Source organism: Paenibacillus sp. FSL H7-0918 (genome assembly GCF_038007025.1).
Taxonomy (GTDB): domain Bacteria; phylum Bacillota; class Bacilli; order Paenibacillales; family Paenibacillaceae; genus Paenibacillus_AQ; species Paenibacillus_AQ odorifer.
Window position 1 is genome coordinate 1,366,297 of sequence record NZ_JBBOWJ010000001.1, and the last position, 18,707, is coordinate 1,385,003.

The 18,707-nt window shown below is 45.1% G+C and carries 20 protein-coding genes; 1 reads left to right on the forward strand and 19 read right to left on the reverse strand.

Annotated elements, in window-relative coordinates:
- Nucleotides 1-2: 2 nt before the first annotated feature.
- From MHI15_RS06250 to MHI15_RS06260, 3 genes are read right to left on the reverse strand one after another with little or no spacing between them, the layout of a single operon-like run.
- Nucleotides 3-983, reverse strand: a complete 981-nt coding sequence (locus MHI15_RS06250; RefSeq protein WP_076219560.1) for an XkdQ/YqbQ family protein — start codon at nt 981-983, stop codon at nt 3-5.
- Between the two features lie 14 nt (nt 984-997).
- The gene (locus tag MHI15_RS06255; RefSeq protein WP_076302520.1) at nt 998-1,648 is read right to left on the reverse strand and encodes a hypothetical protein; all 651 of its coding nucleotides are present in this window, start codon (nt 1,646-1,648) and stop codon (nt 998-1,000) included.
- Between the two features lie 2 nt (nt 1,649-1,650).
- Nucleotides 1,651-5,844, reverse strand: a complete 4,194-nt coding sequence (locus tag MHI15_RS06260; protein ID WP_076302519.1) for a hypothetical protein — start codon at nt 5,842-5,844, stop codon at nt 1,651-1,653.
- Nucleotides 5,845-6,047: 203 nt separating this feature from the next.
- Between MHI15_RS06260 and MHI15_RS06265 the strand changes: the two genes are divergently transcribed.
- Nucleotides 6,048-6,515, forward strand: coding sequence for a hypothetical protein (locus MHI15_RS06265; RefSeq protein WP_076302518.1), 468 nt, complete (start codon nt 6,048-6,050; stop codon nt 6,513-6,515).
- 205 nt (nt 6,516-6,720) lie between these two features.
- On the opposite strand, the gene MHI15_RS06270 is transcribed toward MHI15_RS06265, so the two are convergent.
- The 16 genes from MHI15_RS06270 to MHI15_RS06345 form a co-directional block, all read right to left on the reverse strand.
- Nucleotides 6,721-7,131, reverse strand: coding sequence for a hypothetical protein (locus MHI15_RS06270; protein ID WP_076138584.1), 411 nt, complete (start codon nt 7,129-7,131; stop codon nt 6,721-6,723).
- A 62-nt stretch (nt 7,132-7,193) separates the two neighbouring features.
- On the reverse strand, nt 7,194-7,637 hold the full coding sequence (locus MHI15_RS06275; RefSeq protein WP_060622117.1) for a phage tail tube protein: 444 nt from the start codon (nt 7,635-7,637) through the stop codon (nt 7,194-7,196).
- Between the two features lie 3 nt (nt 7,638-7,640).
- Nucleotides 7,641-8,993 (reverse strand): phage tail sheath subtilisin-like domain-containing protein, encoded by a 1,353-nt coding sequence (locus tag MHI15_RS06280; protein ID WP_341164232.1) that lies wholly within the window; start codon nt 8,991-8,993, stop codon nt 7,641-7,643.
- The gene (locus tag MHI15_RS06285) at nt 8,974-9,210 is read right to left on the reverse strand and encodes a hypothetical protein (RefSeq protein WP_341164233.1); all 237 of its coding nucleotides are present in this window, start codon (nt 9,208-9,210) and stop codon (nt 8,974-8,976) included. Before MHI15_RS06285 ends, MHI15_RS06280 begins: the two co-directional genes overlap by 20 nt.
- 104 nt (nt 9,211-9,314) lie before the next feature.
- The gene (locus MHI15_RS06290) at nt 9,315-10,367 is read right to left on the reverse strand and encodes a hypothetical protein (protein WP_341164234.1); all 1,053 of its coding nucleotides are present in this window, start codon (nt 10,365-10,367) and stop codon (nt 9,315-9,317) included.
- 153 nt (nt 10,368-10,520) lie between these two features.
- Complete coding sequence (locus tag MHI15_RS06295) at nt 10,521-10,988, reverse strand: hypothetical protein (RefSeq protein ID WP_341164513.1); 468 nt, start codon at nt 10,986-10,988, stop codon at nt 10,521-10,523.
- Between the two features lie 5 nt (nt 10,989-10,993).
- Entirely contained in the window at nt 10,994-11,482 is a 489-nt protein-coding gene (locus MHI15_RS06300; protein ID WP_341164514.1) for an HK97 gp10 family phage protein, read from the reverse strand.
- Nucleotides 11,475-11,801, reverse strand: coding sequence for a hypothetical protein (locus MHI15_RS06305; protein ID WP_341164235.1), 327 nt, complete (start codon nt 11,799-11,801; stop codon nt 11,475-11,477). Before MHI15_RS06305 ends, MHI15_RS06300 begins: the two co-directional genes overlap by 8 nt.
- Nucleotides 11,798-12,184: a hypothetical protein gene (locus MHI15_RS06310; RefSeq protein ID WP_341164236.1), complete on the reverse strand. Its 387-nt coding sequence runs from the start codon at nt 12,182-12,184 to the stop codon at nt 11,798-11,800. Before MHI15_RS06310 ends, MHI15_RS06305 begins: the two co-directional genes overlap by 4 nt.
- Nucleotides 12,162-12,467 carry a Rho termination factor N-terminal domain-containing protein gene (locus tag MHI15_RS06315; protein ID WP_076220670.1) on the reverse strand — a complete coding sequence of 102 codons (306 nt, stop codon included), beginning with the start codon at nt 12,465-12,467 and terminating at the stop codon, nt 12,162-12,164. Before MHI15_RS06315 ends, MHI15_RS06310 begins: the two co-directional genes overlap by 23 nt.
- Nucleotides 12,467-13,414, reverse strand: a complete 948-nt coding sequence (locus MHI15_RS06320) for a major capsid protein (protein WP_076220671.1) — start codon at nt 13,412-13,414, stop codon at nt 12,467-12,469. Before MHI15_RS06320 ends, MHI15_RS06315 begins: the two co-directional genes overlap by 1 nt.
- Before the next feature lie 21 nt (nt 13,415-13,435).
- Nucleotides 13,436-14,662 (reverse strand): XkdF-like putative serine protease domain-containing protein, encoded by a 1,227-nt coding sequence (locus tag MHI15_RS06325; protein WP_076220672.1) that lies wholly within the window; start codon nt 14,660-14,662, stop codon nt 13,436-13,438.
- A gap of 245 nt (nt 14,663-14,907) precedes the next feature.
- Nucleotides 14,908-15,384, reverse strand: coding sequence for a GNAT family N-acetyltransferase (locus tag MHI15_RS06330; RefSeq protein ID WP_076220673.1), 477 nt, complete (start codon nt 15,382-15,384; stop codon nt 14,908-14,910).
- Between the two features lie 311 nt (nt 15,385-15,695).
- Nucleotides 15,696-16,136, reverse strand: coding sequence for a GNAT family N-acetyltransferase (locus MHI15_RS06335; protein WP_341164237.1), 441 nt, complete (start codon nt 16,134-16,136; stop codon nt 15,696-15,698).
- A gap of 269 nt (nt 16,137-16,405) precedes the next feature.
- Entirely contained in the window at nt 16,406-17,236 is an 831-nt protein-coding gene (locus MHI15_RS06340; protein WP_076219677.1) for a phage minor head protein, read from the reverse strand.
- Entirely contained in the window at nt 17,229-18,707 is a 1,479-nt protein-coding gene (locus MHI15_RS06345) for a phage portal protein (RefSeq protein WP_076219676.1), read from the reverse strand. Before MHI15_RS06345 ends, MHI15_RS06340 begins: the two co-directional genes overlap by 8 nt.

Here is an 18,707-nt window from a genome sequence, read left to right on the forward strand (position 1 = left end):
CGTTATTCCCTCCTTTCCAGTTCAAGCTTCACAGTGTATAACCCATTCTTAAAACTGCTTTCTGCAGACTCTACAATCCACTTGGAGGTATGGTCCGTTTTGATCAACACCATCCATCCAGCCCGAAGCCCTGTCAGCGTATGGTCTTCATGCTTGACAGTAATTTTCTTAATCTGCTTCGCCTGCGACAAAGCCTTCAGGCGCTGCGTAGCAATCGTAGCTGGGTCCTCATCTTCTTCCACTTCAATGATCTCTTCCATCCTGCCCATGGCTTGAACTGCACCTGCTGCTGTTTTGGTGACTGAGGAAGCCAGCTTATCGTCCTTATACTTCTGTGCGGTAACAACTGTGTAAGTCTCCTCAATGCTATAACCAGCGGTGCTGGCTTCCATCTGCTCCGGAATGAAGACTGGAACAAGGGTGTTCGTTCCCTCCCTAACTACCTGCAGGTAGAAACTAGTTTCCGTTCGGACTACATCTACATGATAGCGGTAGCCGCTACGCTCATATGCCTTTTGCAACACATCCAAGATAACTTCTGAATGGAACATCGTGCCATAGCGTTCATCCAGGTTGAACCCTAACGAAGGACATCGAAAATCAATTCCGGTAGTCTTGATATAACGCTGCAGCTCTGCACCGGCTTCACCCTTCAAGTATGGGCGTGTGCCTTTGTTCTTCGCTAAATACCAACTCATCTCCCGCGCTTCAACCTCCCATTCATCCGTGAACTCATTTTGTTCATACTTGATGATGGGACCATGGAAGAACTGATTCTTGTGATGAAGCACACCCACACCTTTTAATCGTTGTGAAAAGCACATCAGCATACCGGCTACCTTCAGATCAGCAGCGTTGCGGAGTCGAACAGTTGAGCTGCGTGCGATTTCATCTCGTGCTGAAGACCAGGACAATTCAACTGCCGCATCCGTCAACAGCTGCCGATTGCTCTCCTTTCCGTAAAGGATCGCAAAGTTATCCATCTCAACCCCGCCTTTTATTTAACGCTAGAGTTCTTATCCAAAATCCGTTCTTTTTGAGCCAGATAATCAAAGTTGCCTTTAGCGTTAGCAGTGGATTTCTTCTCTTCATTTTTCTTCTTTTTTTCCTCTGCTTTCTTCGATTTCTCATTTTTCTTCGTCTTATTCTTCTTGTCCGTTTTCCCCGTTGTATTAGGTCGACTTTTGGATGACTTGGTTATGATTACACCCGGTTTCAAAAGCTGCTTTGTGTTGGAATACGAAACAATTTTAACTGGGTTGAACTCTACAAAATTAAATGTGATATGCAGATTCGCCTGACCATCTTTATACGTGGCCTCGAAACTTTCAAACCACATGGTTTGCGAAAAGAGCGATTCAAAGTTGATCACAACCGGCTTGAGCTTCCATTCCTCCATCAACTTCCAAGCCTGTTCAGGAGACTGGTAAGCGACCGTCTCTTTTCCAGTCTCCCAAAGCTCTTCCCAGGCTCGTGGGAAGAGCACAGAAAAAGAAACCCGCTTCAGCTTCGAAGTGAGTCTCTTACTTGTCTTCTCTTCACCGGTGATTACAACAAAGGAGTCTACCTCATTGCTGCTAGTAATCTGTATCTCTGCCGGTGTAATTGGAAAGGTGAAACGATTCTTATCACGTATCATGGTCAGCATGATTATCCCCCACTTTCCAGAGCATTGTACAACTCTTCGCCGAAAACCTTGCGGAACAACGCTCGTCCCTGCGGGCTGGTCAGCATCTTAGCGAATTCAGCAAAGTTGGTAATTCCCTTGGCCAGTTCACCAAAATCGATGTTGATGTTCTCAATTACGATATCGCGGATCGCTGCAGGTGCCTGCGCTAATGTCTTCGCTACCGGGATACTGGAAGATCTCATACCTACCGCACCACCATCTGCGTAGGGACGAACACCAAGCAGGCTCCCCGCCTGTTCCCACAATGCTCTTCCTCGTTTACTCCGCTGCCGCGAAAGTGGAATGATCATCTCTGGACCAGCTTCGCCGACCAGTCCCATATGTGGAGCACTGATAAGTCCACCCTCAGCGTACTTCTTCTTGCGCTTTTTTCGACGGCCAAAGAATCCAGAAATACCATCATACATTTTTGTGGCCAACTTCTCACCGCCGATTGTTCCTAACAGCCCCCCGATTGCACCTCCAACGGCTGTTCCTACACCAGGCATGAGGAAGGTACCAAGCATTGCACCTGTTGCCGCGCCACCTAAGATCCCCCCTCCAATTCCACCAGCTACTTTAGCAGTCTGTCGCCCGCGCTTTCCTTTGCCAGCAAAGAGGATATCCCAAGCATCCATGGCGTAGCCAACAGGTCGAACCACTTTGCCAAGTAATTTCGTACTTCTGGCAAAGGTTTTCATCTTGGCAGCCTGCCTACGCAATTGATGACCCGTCGAGCGTATTTTATAAGCATCAGTGAGGCTACTCGCTTTACTCATCGCCTTGGTGTAACGCTTCAGACCTTGCCTTTTCACCATTTCAAGCGAACCATGGATCCCTTCGGCATAGCCAGCTCCGTAACCTATCCTATCGTTGTTATCATCAATATAGGCCTTCGCCTTATAAGCTTGAGTTCGCAAAGGCTGTGCGCCAACAATGCCTCCATTTGCATACGCACGGACACCCAGCATCGCACCAGCTCGTTCCCACAATTTCACCCCGCGTTGCCGGCGCCCTGCTGAGAGAGGAATAATAGCTTCCGGTCCCGCCTCACCGACTAACCCGATATGAGGTCGAGTAATAATATCGCCGTTTGCATATGCGGCACCACCACTGGATTTCATAAGACTTGGTGTACCAAATGATTTCGTAGACCCTGCTCCAGTCAGGGTATTCAGAATACCCATAGCACCGATTGCTGTCGACTTAAGTTCTGGGAATTTACTCTGCATCCCCTTGGAAATCCTCGTAATAATGGTACTGCCCCAGCTTTCACTCTGACTCGTAACCGTTTGTATCGATAGCAGCTGCTGCTTCGTCTCATCCGTCGCCGTCTTTACTGCATTTCCGATTCCGAGCATACTCGCTCCCGCTGCACCAGCACCCTGAACAATTCCAGCAGTACTGGCTTTCGTAGTCACACCCAACTGCTGGGTCTGCCCAGCCGTTTTCTGTGCAGCTGCTCCAACAGCCTGTACGTTTTGCTGAGCATTGCCCGATTCTGTGCTTTTCCACGCGCCAACAAATGTATTCTTAATCTTATCGACCGTTTCCTTAACACCGCTCTCGTTAACAGCACTGGTCAATGCGGTCTTTAATCCATCCTTGGCGACATTGGCTCGGAAAACGTTGAAGGTCTCCTGTAATTGTTTTTCTCGTTCCGGTGTCAAGTTACCAAAGGTGATCTTTGCTTCAGGTGGGGGTTTAACCTCTGGCTTCTTCTCTTCTTTTTTGCCGAAGCCGAGCCAACCACCTATTGAAGCTGCCGCATCCTTAATACCGCCAGCAGCCGAAACCACTCCATCAACAACGGATTTGGTAACCCCGCTCGAATCGGCTAGGGAACCCAATTTATCGCCAACCCATCCGCCTGCTGCTGCTCCTACTGCAGTGCCTATTGGTCCAGCTAATGAACCAACAACACCCCCAAGGATTCCCCCTGCTGTACCTCCGACCAATGATCCGCCTGTAGATGATACTCCGGCTTTAAACCCATCGTCTCTTGATGCTTGATACAGGTCATAGCCTGTCATGCCAATACCCGCCACAGTACCTGCAATTCCTAATGCTTTTACAGCTTTGGTCCCACCTTTAGCAAATCCCTTTAACAACCCTCGTCTCGCAGGTATATCCGAGACATCCGAGATGATATCCGGAACAGCAGACGTCCCCCGAAGCCGAGCGGTATTACGATAGGAAACTCGTCCTCTTCTTCCAGCAACGTCTGGAATTGCATCGATATCAGGAATATTAGTAGTTCGAGTGCCTCGACGCGCTCTGATTGAGCCACCTGTATCGCTGCCGCCAGTTGTTGTTCGGGTGTTTGAACCAGTCGCACCGGTGCGCCCGCGTCGAGAAAACCTACCTCCTGAGCGACTATCTTTACCGCCAATTGAGCCACCCAAACCACCAGCCTCATTAAGATAAACAACACTGGCATTAACAGTCATAGATGATAGAGAGCTCAGGCTGCCACCCAAACCTCCACTTGATCCAGTAGTACCACGTCTGAGTGTAAATCGTTTTCGTGAAGAGCTACCGACTTCTTCTATTGGTAATGAGTCAGAACTGGTTGATCTTCTTCCAAAAAGCCCACGTATGTCAGAGGCTACATCTTTACTTTTTTGGTATCCCTTATAAACCTTATTCGCAGCAAAGGTTCCTATCAGCAATCCAACACCGACATTGATTTCATCAAAGAACTTTCCGTACAAGTCAGTCGCAGTTGTAACCACTTTTACAATCCCCGAACCAAATGTTTGGATTTGCTCTTTATTTTCTGTGATAAGAGTATTGAATTCTTTAAGTGCTGGAAGAACTGCTGTTGATAGATTTGCTCCCAACTCCTGCATTTGTTGATCAATTTGTGCCCGTGTCTGAATAATATCCTGCATTGGATTAGCATCTTGCTGAGCCTTGACCATTCTCTCTGTTGTCCCTGCAATACCTGAAGGTGCAGGTTGAAAAGGTACTTGGAATGTCTTGAGCACAGCACTCCCGTTGTCTTCTGCTGTAGCTGATCCAAGAGATACCAGAGAAGCTTTCAGCTCACTCTGTGATTGACTGGCTAAATCAGCAACTAGGGCCATGAGCGCACCCTTTGCACGTTGTTCTTCACCGGAGTTAATGTCTCCAGTAAATGAGGCAGCTTGTTTTGCTGCTTCGGCTTTTCCAGCTCCGCGTAGAGCAAAATACTTCTCCATATCGCCAGCGTCTAAAGCTTTAACTCCAAAAGTTTCCTTTATAAAATCGGCAGGTTTATCAAAATTGAAGGAGCCTTCCTTCACACTTTGGGTTAAGAAGTTGGCCATCTGACCAGAGTTTGCACCGGTGTTTTTAAAATAACCGCTGTACTCCCAAAATGTGTCGAACAGATCTTTCTGTCGATCTCCGACTTTTTCATAGGCATATATCATGCTGTCAGTTACAGAAGCATAAGTTTCACCGAACGTGTCAGCTGACTGCGCCAGTGCGCGATTGATCTCTTCGAAACCTGCATCTGGCAAGAGATATTTCATCATTGCTGAAGCTCTCAGAAATTCGCTAGTTTGCGATTTATCCCGGACTAGTGGGGCAATATCTGCTAATTGTCTGGCCCCTTCCGTCTGAGAAGGGATAATACCCTGAACATTTAGATCTTTCACAGTCTGAAGACCTTGATCACGTGCAGTCGCTGGCAATAAGGCAGCGCTTCGGGAAGCTTCGGAATAGTAGTCCATGACATTCCCGAATAATGCATCCTTGATTCCACCACCTAGCACTAGAGCACCTGCAGTTGCCGCAATCGTTGTAATCTTGGAAGATATTCCATCAAGGACTGGGCTCAATTCATCTTGAGCACGTATATGCACACGAGAATCACTCATTCCGCGAATCTCCGAATCTGCACGAGATGCTGAACGGCGTAAATCATCCGCTCCTGATTGTGCATGACGGAAGATATCATCAATGTTAGCCCGACCCAGTCGCCGAGCTTCGTCCGAGGCACTACCAATGCGACTGCCTAATTCATCTGCTGCGCTCCTGGATCGTCGTAAATCAGATACAAGGTTGTCCCCCATTTGTCCAGAAGTTCGACGAAAATCTAGTAAATCATTAGTCGCCCCAAGAATGGCCTTCCGCATATTCTGGACAGCACCGGAAATAAGATCCCGTGCTTCGAACGGGACCGTCACTTTTGTTGACGCTGCTGTTATGGTTGTTCACCTCCGCTCACACAAAAATAAATAATATATTTGATTGATTTCCAATAATTTGTTTTCTTATCTCAAATTGCTTATATGAGGTTAGCACTTGGACGATATAAGAATTAACCATGATCAGTAATAAATAATGCATCTAACAACTGAAATCAAAAACTAGTCAGGAGAAATATTAAATGGGCAAAAAATACATTTACTATCTTTTAGGTGCAATCATTGCCTCTATACTATTACAGTTTATAAGTATAGGTATTTTAGGCAATAGTATAGCTAGCAATACTCCCATACTTGGTGAATTACTTACAGTTATTGATTATTTTTATTTGACTCATTATCTTAATCATGGATTAGATATGAGCAATATGGAAAATTTTCTTCTAAGGGCTGTTAGCTTAGGCGCTACTGCATATACTGCGATCACGTTATATGATTGGGGATTCTATAAGTTGAAGGAATTATTTAAAGATTCAGATGAATTAGCTCCCATAATACAGTTGATTACAATTATAGTGGCGATAATCATCCATTTTGTAATATATTATTTCCTTTATACCGTATACGTTGAAACCCTGTTCACTCTCTTTCATAAACTTAATACTGAAATGGAAAAAATTAATAAAATGTTTGAAACGTTTAGTTACTAACCTCAAAAATCTGATGGATTTTGTGATATTTAGGTAGCATCTCAGTAATTTAAAGATGTATTACTCAATTATTTTTTCATGGCTCGTTTCGTCTCTTCTTCAGCAAGCATCCCAGCGGCAAGACAGAAAAAATACTGCCGCTGCTTATCCACCTCATAAGGTAGGATTTCAGCCGGCAGCCGTTTCTGGTTAATCCAAAAGGATGCTACCCAGCTTGCTTCTCCGTCTTGCTTGATGAGTTTTTTGCTTCTTTCATAAGTTCGTCCTTCGTTTCTTGGAAATTACGCACAGCTTTGCTAAGCTCCGAATAATCAGCAGGATTGTCTAGAATACGCGGTGGCAGCTCATATTTACTAGTGCAATTGAAGGCGAGTAGTAAATCTTTATTGTTCCAATCAAATTCATGTTCGGTTGCCTTAACGATCATGACGTCAATCTCGTTATAGGAATCTTTCGGATCACCATTTTCCTCATAGGCCAACTCATAGGCTCGGCGTACCTCAATAGTGGTCAGGCGGCGCACAGACCATTCTTCCCCGTCTGCCGGCACAGTAATAGTATCGTCTTTACGACCTGATTTACCTTTGGATAGGTATTTTTCTAATTTATCGCTCATAGTGATTCTTCCTCCAATTTTTAATTGATATGATATAAAGAAAAAGAGACGGTTACCCGTCCCTATGCCATATAATCCGGAAACTGTTCAATAAAATCAAAATCATTCGCGGTACCAGACAGTGTGATATCAATGCCATTGTTGTCATCAATCTTGGCAACTAGCAGATCCATTTCATCATGAATATGCACACCGCTGATCATCACTCGTTCTACATTACCAGTCTGCATGTCCTCAAGTGAGCCGGTGATCCGATCAAGGAACATCGTCTTCCCCGCCTTGAAATCAGCCAGGAGCCTGTAACGAAGAGAGGACTCCAGTTTTGACATAACCAACTTCACGGTAATTTCATAACCCACAATCTGCTTCGTTTTAGACATCTTTCGCGCACGGATAATATCCAATGTCTCTGGCTTCAGGATAACTTCCACTTCTTTAATGGTCTGAATCGAGTCCCCGTTGTCATCCTGCACGGATAAATTACGGCCAATAAGTTCGCGTTCCATCGATTACGCCACCTCCCAATCAATATTAAAGATCTCAATCGCGTCCAAGGGTTTTGCAGACAGGGAGAAATAAGCATAATCCATGTCACTGGTCTTCGTTGGATGTTCGGTAAATGTAAATTCTGAGCCAATCGCCTTCTGTCCCGCACGAGTCTTCAGATAACTAACGACTGCTGCGATAAACATACCCCGACCATCCTTGTCATTATCCAGCTTAGCCTTGTTTGCTTTGCCAGCAGCGTAGATGTCATTCAGGATTTGGTCAATCGTCATGGAAACTCGAATCTTGCCGAAGTCCTCCCGTTCCCCTGCACCAAGCGTGGTCAATGTGTTCACTGCGGACTCAATAATATAGTCGTAACCATCCCGTGTAGCCATCAGTGTGCCTTCGGCCAGCCCCTTCAAAACTTCACTATGACTCCAGTCCACAAGAGCTTCAGTCATTGGTACCTTAACACCCGTAAAGGATTTATTAGCAGGTGTTCCAGCGGCTAAACCAGCTACCCATGCCGCCCATTGTTGGGAAGTATAGATCTTTCCGTTAGAATGTTCGCCAGCCAAGGAGCAATTGATGATAAAACGAGCATTAGCAGCACGGCTGCGGGTGTTGTGAGCTTCAATATCATCATCAGATCCCGATGCTCCTGCAATGACCAGCTGCGCTAGCTTACGAGCCTTGGTACGTCGATCCAGCAGCCATTGCTTTGCCGCTGCCTGTACCCCAGCCTCTGAGGAAGGTAGATTAACGACATCAAATACCAGGCCATCAATTCGATTAAATATACCGCTCCAATTGGCTGCCGTAATCGCTGCAGTACCGGTAACTCCACCGGCCAACTTTGTATAGGCAACATCAGCCAGTGCCGTTGCACCAGTATCCTTAAAGCGCACCATGTTGGACTTTTTCAGCGTTTCTACAGCTTCGGCTTTATCAGACACCAGAAAAGTCTCTGTATCATAGATCCCTTTCGTGTCACGAATAACGATTTCTTTCTTCGCAGCATCTACCAGGCTTGCTCGGATGAGATATTCAAAATCGTTCCCTCGCGTTCCTGGATAACGGGCCTCAATTGTGTAGCTACTAGCTACAGCAACCGAGGCAGCTACCTCATTCCCATTCGTAACCCTATAACCCACTACCGTTGCGCCATTCTCTGCAGCCAGTTCCAACTCATCTACAAGTAGACCAGATTCGTTGAAGCGCTCGGACTGATCCGCCATATCCACTGCTTTATTCGGCAACCCCCACTCGGCTTGATACGGTATCAAAACACGGCCAGATACCGATAGGACACGAGACTTCGCAACCGCCTGCAGCTCCACATACGCGCCTGGTCTATTCCGTTGTATCGACATTCACTGTTTCCCCCTTTGTTATCAGTCCCAAATAGGCCTGCACCTTTTGAATAACTTCCTGCTGAGTCAGCAGGGTATCTTCGTCACAATCAAAAAGAGCGCCTGCAATTTCAAAGCGTTCCCGCTTTAAAACCACTGCACTCTCGATCCATTCCCGTTTGGTACGTAAATTATTGCTATCTGAGACTGATTGGCGAAGCTGCTTTCTCATACTCATACTTTTAATTCCTCCCTTATTACTATTTCCAAAATAAAAACCGCCAAATATAGGCGGTGTAGAAGGTTTAATTGCTCACTCAGATGTCAATTGGATAAATCAAATTAAGATAACCCACAATGCATTTTCTTTGTTATTTGCAATATATAATCACTCATAAAATATTCCCTTTTATTTTTCCAATCACAGATAAACCCATCCATTTCAAAAAAACCTTCATAACTCTCACATAAATTCACTTGGGTTGTGAACGCCTCACCATAAAAACTTATACATCCTCTTAATGATCTACCGTCTTGAATAACTACAAGTTTGTGAGCAAACTTAGGGAATGAAATGGGTAATCTGAGCTCCTCACCTATAAGTAAAGCAAATTTATTTTCACCACCTTTTACTATCCAATCTCTTAGTTCATCAAAACAACTATTCAAAACAAAATCTTGACCTTTTGCAAAGGCAAGATAATTAAACATTATCTTCGCACAAACTCTAAAATGTGAATCATCGAATGTAAGTGTCTGCATTACTTCTTTCTGGACTGTCTTATATTGAGGGGGATGACTTTTCAAAGGTTTCTGATGTATTAGCATTTTGACAAAACCAATAATTTTACCCTCAAAATCTTTATTGCTTAATGCAACGTACCATTTACCCTCATGATAACCAAGGACAAACTCATCTTCAGAGAATCTCTCATCCTCATACAATACATATTTGCCATCATACTTCTCTAAACTTTTCATGAAAATATCTAATTGTTCATTTATTTCTCCATGTGATCTGTCTGTTTTAAATCGGCATACCCCACTCTTATTAATAAGCACTTGAAGAATATTATAGGGTTGACCCAAGCTAACATAGCCTAATTCAACTGAGTTTTGGTCGTTGACATCAGTCATTAAGCACACTGTTGACTTCGAAGCATTTCTCGGATTTAGTTTACCTCGTTTTCCAGGTCCGTAAAACTGACGATCAAGCGAAATTAAAGAATTCCTCATGAATTTCAGTTCCATGGCTGAGAATGAATTATTACAATCGTGACTTACAAAGTCTATAGGAAGTTTTTGAATACCTCCTATTCCAGCAGGGAAAATATGTTCTTCAGAAGAAAAAGAAACTTCTGGCTCAGTTTGCTTCAGATAAATACAGAATTTCACATTCTCACCCCGAAATACTGATAATTATTTACTATTATATATTTTTCATCTTATCACCTTACTCCTTCAATGAACAATTTTAGTTAAGTCCTAAAATGCTGTACTACCTTCATTTAAAATACACATGTTAGTTTAATAAAATTAAACATCAATTCAACTGGGTTCAATAAAAAAGTCGTTGATCTTCTGGATCTGCCGCCCGTTATCTTTGATCACAAGTTTCGGAACATGCAGCAGGTACGAATACCGAAACGTAACTTCCATCCGATCATTCTGCGGCCGCGTGCGTGGAGCCTCAATTACCATCATGAATCCAAAGCGCTGCGAGACTACACAGAACCGTCGCTGGCGGAGGTAAAGGAAGAAGGGAGATAAGTCTAGGGGAATGGGCTCTCCGTCTTCCTCTACCACGCTACGGTCGATGTCGTAATGAAAGACTAACCCTACATCCTCAATAATTCGGTCTGCCCGCGGTGTGTGTGCTTTATCGGATACCAAATCCGTCTCGATAAATACACTAGGGCGATCAAACTGCCCCGCTAACCAGCGAGATCGATCTCGAAGAATCGGCAGCTCCGGGTATATCCGCTGCACGAGTTCTGCCCAGGCTTTCAATCCCACATCCATCATGACAGCATCCTCCCCAGCTCTTTCTCCAGCCGCTTCATAATCAGTGCATTCATCCCGCCCTCCAATTGCTGAACAGCGATGTCAAAGTAATGCCGGCCAATGAACGACCGTGGCTTAGCCATAAATCCTGTCTTCGCCCTAGGATCGTAGACAAATGTTCCATTCGTTGCCCAATAGCCCGGGACAAAGTGAGCCTTTTGGATGGTATAGCCATCATTGAGATGGCGTGCGTATGGAAGATTGGAACCGACTTCGATAGTAATAGAATTGCGGTCAATATCCCATTCCCAAATATTATTGTCCTCTCCACGAGTAAAGGAGTTCCACATCAATCCAGTGTCAATCAGATCCTGTTTATCAATCTCATCGATGACCAGGTTCAAAAGTGTTTCGCCCACAGCCTCAGCAATGTTCTTAAGGATCTGACTAACCCCTTCGTCGCTCAGCTTCTTGAATTTCTTCGCTAAACCATCAAAATCATGCATGTTCACTGCCTTTCACCTCGCAAGTCACCAATAACTCACGCCAGTAACGGCGCGGGTTAGAGTCAATCACCAGATATTTGCGTCCGAACAGCGACACCTCGTCACTAATTCGGACGTCTGCTGTCTTCGGAACCCCAATTGTCTTTTTAACAATGTATATGACAGGAGTGGAATCTGCCTTGGCATCAGTCTGCGTCTTAACAACGAAACATTTCAAGTCTGCGATCTTTCCTGCCTTCCGATCGCTGAATAGGTTGTCCGCATCCTGCTGACGACCGACCCGGTACACTGCCAGCGGTGTATTCATGCGGTGATTCATAGCAAATAGGCCGTGATGTTCCCATCATCCGGCCCGGACTGCTGCTTCTTGACCCACAGGAAGAGAATAGAATCCACATCAGCATTGCCTGTGGTCTTCCCTTCAACTGCCTGTCGGGTATATGTCCAAGCGCCGTCACTTTCTGCTGAGTAGCCGCGGGCGACTGAAGCCAGGTATTCCTCACTGTCCTGCAGAGCCAGTGACTCCGCAAGCTTCACCCAGGCCAGCATGAGCTGCTTGTCTACCACCTCCGGAAAATGAACAGGTAAGTACAACTCAATCCGGGTCTGTGCGTCATCAATGTACTGCTCAAGCTGATCGTCAGTAGCCTCCTGCACAGCGCTGACGCGGCTACGGCTCTTAAGGAGTGTCGCTGTCAGCATCCGGCACACCGCCGCTTTCCAGTGCCTTCAGGGCGACGATCAAATCCGGCTTCTTCATATCCGTGAAGCCTTCAATGCCTGCTTTCTTCGCCTTATCCTTCAGTTGCGGTAGAGACAAATCTTCCAGTGGAATGATCTTTTCCGTTTTAACCTCAAAATCAGGATGCTCCAGTAAGTGCTTCAGCACCGTCTCATTTTCCACCAACACCGGCACAGCAGGCACAAACCGGATACTATGCAGCCGAAGGGAGGCGTTTTTGCCTCGGTAAGTTACGTAGGACATTAAAATTCCACCCCTTCCACGAATGCCAGAGCCTGTGGCTCCTCATAGATCGCATCAAAATCTGAATGAATAGCATAGAAACGTTTATCTGTCCAAATTGCCTCTTTTCCCTCAGTCGTCTTACGGATCTGCATATCGTAGGTATGGACCATTGCAAAGTTCGGCTGATAAGTAAAGAGAATGGCACCTTCTGGCATACTCCAGACCTCTTCTACATCATAAGCGTTGACTTTCTTCGTCCCTCCCAAGATCTGCAACTGAATAGATGCGCTGGTGTCCTTCTCAGCCAGCATCTGAAGTCGCTCGCTGAAGGTATTTGGATGCATGAAGTATTTGAATACTCCACCAGCGCGATAACGGGTTGGTATCGCACGCTCAACCTCAAACAAAATCCCTGTTTTCTCTTTAGCCGAAAGTGTTTTCCAATCTAAATAATGACCGGTTGTTCTGGCCAGTTTCAACCAACCGTCATTAATGGTCAGGAACTCATAATCTGGGTCTGTATTAGGTGTATTCGTATCGCCATTAAAGGCAATGTCTTGCATATTCTCCCCGTAGTTGTTGGCCATGTTCCGCATGATAATTTCTTCAGCGTTTTGACCACGAACCCGTTGCGTCTGACGGATAAACTCTTCAGTGATATCAAAAGGAAGAACCACAGGTTCTACCGAATACGGAATTTGTGGAAAGGTCAGCCCTGGTGTATTAGTCGCCATGATGTTCTCTTTTTTACCGCGCATGTTCCGGCCACGCACACCAATTTTATCGATAGTTCCTTTGGAGCTCTTCCGATTCTCATGACGGATACCTTTTAGGAAGCCATTAGCTTCGTACGCCATATCCGTGAAGGCTTCGACTTCCTCATAGTTCAAGGCATTTTGGTCCATTGGTGTAACGATGGTTGATTTACGAATGCTCGTACTAGCGATGTTACCGTTTGTTCTCATGATTTGCATTCCTCCTTCGAATTATAGGAAGCGTCCGAAACTAACGGCGCCTTCTGATTTGCTGATTTCTTCTTCATCACCTTGCGCGGAAGCACCGCGGCTATTCTTTACCAACTGCACGTCAGCTGCCAGCGTCTGCATCTGCTGACTCAGCGGTGCAAGAGCCTTGGCAATGGCGTCGGTAATTGCAGTCTCTTCTGCGGTATTAACTGGAGCAGCCCCACCTGCAGGTTGCTCACCATCGACACCTTCCTCTTTCTTAAGATCCGCAATTTCTGCCGTCAAGCCTTCTACCTGCTTGGCGATCGGGGCCATTGCGGCCGTAACGGCCTTTGCAATATCTTCAGCTTTCAAATCGTCATCCTCCTCGAGCTCTTGTTCTACAGGAGCCGTTTTATTTTTCAATTCATTAAGCGCAGCAATCGCATCGTCCACATGTTTAAGATTGCCGGCAGATATCGCCTTTCCAGCTTTGGTAATGGATTCAGGCGGCGCGCCGATAGCTTTCACGATATCCTCCTTGGTCAACACGTCCTCAGCAATGTCCACAAAATCCTGTAGCGCCTCCCGAATAGTATCCGTATCGGTTTCCATCCCGCTTTCCCAACTACCCCAACGAAAAAGGACCGAGTTGAGCGCATCCTGTGCTGCCCAAAATTCTCGGTCCTTTCGGTTTTTATTGTATTTGTCAGCGACAGCGCCCTTTTCAATCAGACCCAGCGCTTTGGCTATCCTGTTCAAGAATCCCTTGGATACCTCCTCTTCTTCCTCGATCTCTTCCCTCTTGCCTACGCCCCACATTGAAAAGCCAGTTATCTCGCCTTTCTTGATTGCCTCCCAAGTATCGTCTTCAGTCACTTTCACAGCTGCCACCCAGGAGCCCTTCGCAATCTGCTGCTCACCAAGTGTCATGTCACAAGGAGCAATGTATGACTCAATGACAAAACCCTTATCGACCTCGAGATCATGCTGCTTGTCGATGTTGTAGGTATGCTGCTTCTCCATAAAGAGATGCGCTGCCTTCTCAATCTCCACTTCATCCATTTGATCATCATGGGCGTCTGCCACATCGGGCTGATACACCACGCCTTTGACAATCCGCTTATCGTCGTCAATCTTGGCGATCTGGACCTGCTTCTGGATGGCATTCTTCCCAACGTCTTTGATGATGGCGAACGGCACGCCGTTCGCTCCCTTGTCTACAAGGGAGATATGCGTGATCTTGGCGTCTTTCAGTTTATAGCTCATATTCTGTTCTCACCTCCTTTCAATAAAAAAAGCTATATTAGATAACTCCTTGCAGATTCTGAATTGTAATGGCGCCAAAATTCGTTAAATAAATAATGGACTGACCTAGAAATTGAAACAGCGACAGCAAAGGACGAGAAAATAATGTCCTTGACTGTCGCTGTTTCATTGAACTAACGTTTCCCGTTAGCTTAATGATCATTTACTGATTCAGTACATAAGGGGCATTTGAATTTCCCCATATATTAGTTATCAAGTATTTTTTCCATTATCGCATTTCCATCATTGTTCTCAACTTCTTTATATTTTAGTTTTTTATATAGATTGTAGGCTGGTTCATTGAAATTAAATACACTAAGTCTGAGTTTTCTAATTCCTTTATCTTTGGCATCCTGCTCTATCAATTTCATAGTTTCAAATCCATATCCCTTATTTCTGTAATTTTGCTTAACCAAAAAATCACAAATGAATCCTGATGTATTCTCTTTTTCATACCAAATAAAACCAATTTTTTCTAAACTATGATTTATCATTACATATAAATAATTATTTTTTGTTGATAAACCCATCGGAAGTAGTTCATTGAATTCTTTTTCAGCACATTTATAAGCATCTTTATCGCTACTCATTTTAGATTTGATTAAATCTTTTGCATAGTCATTAACAGACCACTCTTTAAATTTTTCAAATTCACTTTCTGTCATATTTCGAATCTTTATCATTTATTAACCCCTATTCATTTAAATTTCTCGTTCGTATTTTTTCACAAACATGTTCGAGTTGTATAAAAGAAATTCCACTAAAAAATCTTTTGCATAAGGCAACAGGATGTTGCGAATGAATTACTTTCAAAGTTTTTTGGGGCCGCTCTTTCAGATAACGAATATTTACGAACTTCGTAAATAATTCCATATGTAGAGTATTCGCGAATTTATTGAGCTATCCTGCCCGATAGTTGAACAGGTAGCCTATACCGACAGCCTGTTCGTCATGATGCTATCGTGTCCCGTTAGTTCAATAGAAAATATTTATACTATAATTTCTTCTTTAAGAAAAATTGTTTTATATCTTCTGGGTATTCATCATTAACTGCAAAAACCTCATAGCCCATGCGTTTATAAAATTCCGGCGATTGATACGTAAATGTACAAGTATGAGCAAATATACAGCCAAGTTCTTTCCCTAGCCCCTCAGCTTCTGCTATCATGATTTTTCCATATCCTTTGTTTCTGTATTCATCAGCTATCCAAAATACATCAATATACAAACCGTAAGACCAGGTTTCACAAAACAAACCGCCCACGGCTTTGCCTGATTCATCTTTTAGATATAAATTAATATCCTTCCCAGGCTTTTTGAGTAACCCATTTGTCGCACAAACATTGTACTCATATAAATTATTACATACCTGATTGTAATCAGTGTCATTTGAGTCTACTGTAATTTTGATATTGTCTAAAGTTATATCAGTCATAGGTCTCTCCCAATAGAATATTTGTACTTAATCATTTATTAGCATGAACTTTTTCAAATATATATTAATTAACAAATTATACCACAATCAGGTTATAATTCTTTGGCAAAAAACAATTAAAGCTAAAGAATCCTGCCCGTTAGCTTAATGATCATCATCAGTCTATTACTCTATTTACTCAGTCTTCTATTCCACATTCAAAATAATCCCCTCCAGTTTTTTTGTAATTCATATTAACTAAAAGAAAGATTAGTCAGGAAATCACCTTTTCATTCCATTACAGATTGCAAAGTACACCGACAGCGAATAATCTCCTCGGCTCGTCCTGCAGGATCACCTGGAAACATCAGTTTGCTTTTACCCACTTCAAAGGGCTTATCCAGCGGTTGCACCTGACCGTTGGCTTTTTTGTGTGTCTTTCGTGTGCGATCGCCCTTAGAAGACCTCCACTTCTTCCCAGTTACCACCTCTGACTGCTTCCAACCTTCCAGCTTGCCGCCGTTGGCTGCTGCCGTGCTCATGGTTCGGGAAACGGTAATGGCCCGCTCCATGTTGAATGGGCCGGCATCACCTTTGGCGGCCGTCGCGCTGATCTCACGCACCAACAGCGCTCGCTCGGAGGGGGTCTTTCCCTCCTTAATGGCTTTCTGAAAAGCCCGGGTCATAACATCCGCGCTGGTGCCGTTCATATCTGGTACCAGCTTCTTGAGGTTCTTCGCAAAACGGGAAGCTGCCTTGTTCTTAGTGGACCAGGTCTTGTTGGTATTCAGCGCCGTCAGCTCCGATTCACCAGCCAAATGGTACAGCGGAGTGAAAGCATCATATACCGCTTGCTCGAACTGAACTGTAAAGAGATCACCGCTTTGAACAGACAGCAGAACCTTTCCAAGCTCACCGATATCAATCAGCAACTCCTCGCTGAGGTCCAGAATCGCGTCATGCAATGCCTTCCCTTGTAGCTCAAGGATTTCAACTATTCGGTTTTCTCCCTGCTTGTACAACTCTTCCAGCACTTTACGCTCAGCATGTGTCAGCTCCAAACTATCCAAAAACTCAGTATCGTCTGCTTTGGCAATGAGCTCCCAGCAACCCTTACACATGGCCGACTACCTCATCATGACTCTGACGCAGCAGACGCTTGGCAATGGTGGATACCTGCTCTTGCAGATTGTCCACATCAGAGTTAGGTTCTGGCACAGTTAATGCCAGCTGACTATTAATCAGTTGAGCAACTGGTGTATCCAAATATTCATCAGTGTATTTTGACTCGTCGACCGTTGTATCAAGCACTTCCTCAGCAATTGGAATCAGATCACGGACCAGCATAATCCCGCGATCTGCGATAAAGTCCAGCAGCGCCTTGCGGTCTTCCGGGTCAATGATGCGTGGCCCACGCAGGGTCGCCCGTACGCGGAAGATGCCCATAGCCGGAAACAGGCGTTTATTGAAGATCTCATCCATGATCCACTTACGGTAAGGCTCGAACACCTGCTCTTCTGCAAATCGCAGTGCAGCTTGCGCCGTCGCACGGTTGTAATCAGAACTCTGGCCAACCAGTATAGGTGGCAGCCGAAACGCGGAGAGGATATCTGCTTTCTTGTCCTTCCCGTATTCTAGAAACAAGGCATCCTGCTGCAATAGATCATTCAGTTTGTCCAGCTTAATAGATACCTTCTCGACTTTCTCATCTAGTGGTCCACCAGTCTCTTCCCCGATAGCTTCCAGATAAAGAATACCTCCTTGGGACTGCGAACCTTTTACATTCTTCAGCAGCTCCATCGATTGCTTGGTCAGTCGGCCGTTAGTCACAGTCAACAACATGGAGAGCATTCGACCATTGCTGAAATAAGAAACGTTGAGTTCCTCCGCCTCACGACTACCAACCACTCCTGGTGCATTTCCGAACCAGCGTGGTTCACCATAAGGACCATCATTACCAAGTTTTAAGGGAATGATTTGATTGCCTCGACCCTCAGCTCCAAATGGACGGAACCACACCACGGACTGCCCTCTCCTCATGGCATACTTCCGGGCATAGATATCTTGGGAGAATTCCTCTACCTTCTTCGATGACCGGATCAGCCGCTTGCGCTTGATCGTCACCTTATCCGTCTCACGGGTACAACGAACGAATTTCGGATTGATTCGGTAGATTGTCGGGAACTCACTGCCGACAGGCCAGGCGACCTCCACATTTGCATTCCCGCTGCTCTCGATGTCCTCAATTAAGGAGCCGATAATCTCATCCGGTGTATCCTCCAGGTTACAGGTCTCCAAGAACTTATCAGCCTTGTTCCACTCCTCCTGCGCGGTCTGATCACTCTCACCAGGGAGGTACTCCAAAGCAATACCATATCCAGCAATGTTTCGCTTGTACGCCTCAATGCACTGCGGAATAATGTTACTGTTCTTGACCAACAGTTTGCAGGAGGCAGGGTCATTGCCTGATGGAAACGGAAGCAGCCCGTGCTGATCGTATAGGTTTTCAAAACTATCCGGTAGCTGTGCGCTCGAGGGAATATGCCTGTCCTCTGCTTTTGATATTTGGAACCACTGTGCCTCGCCACTCAT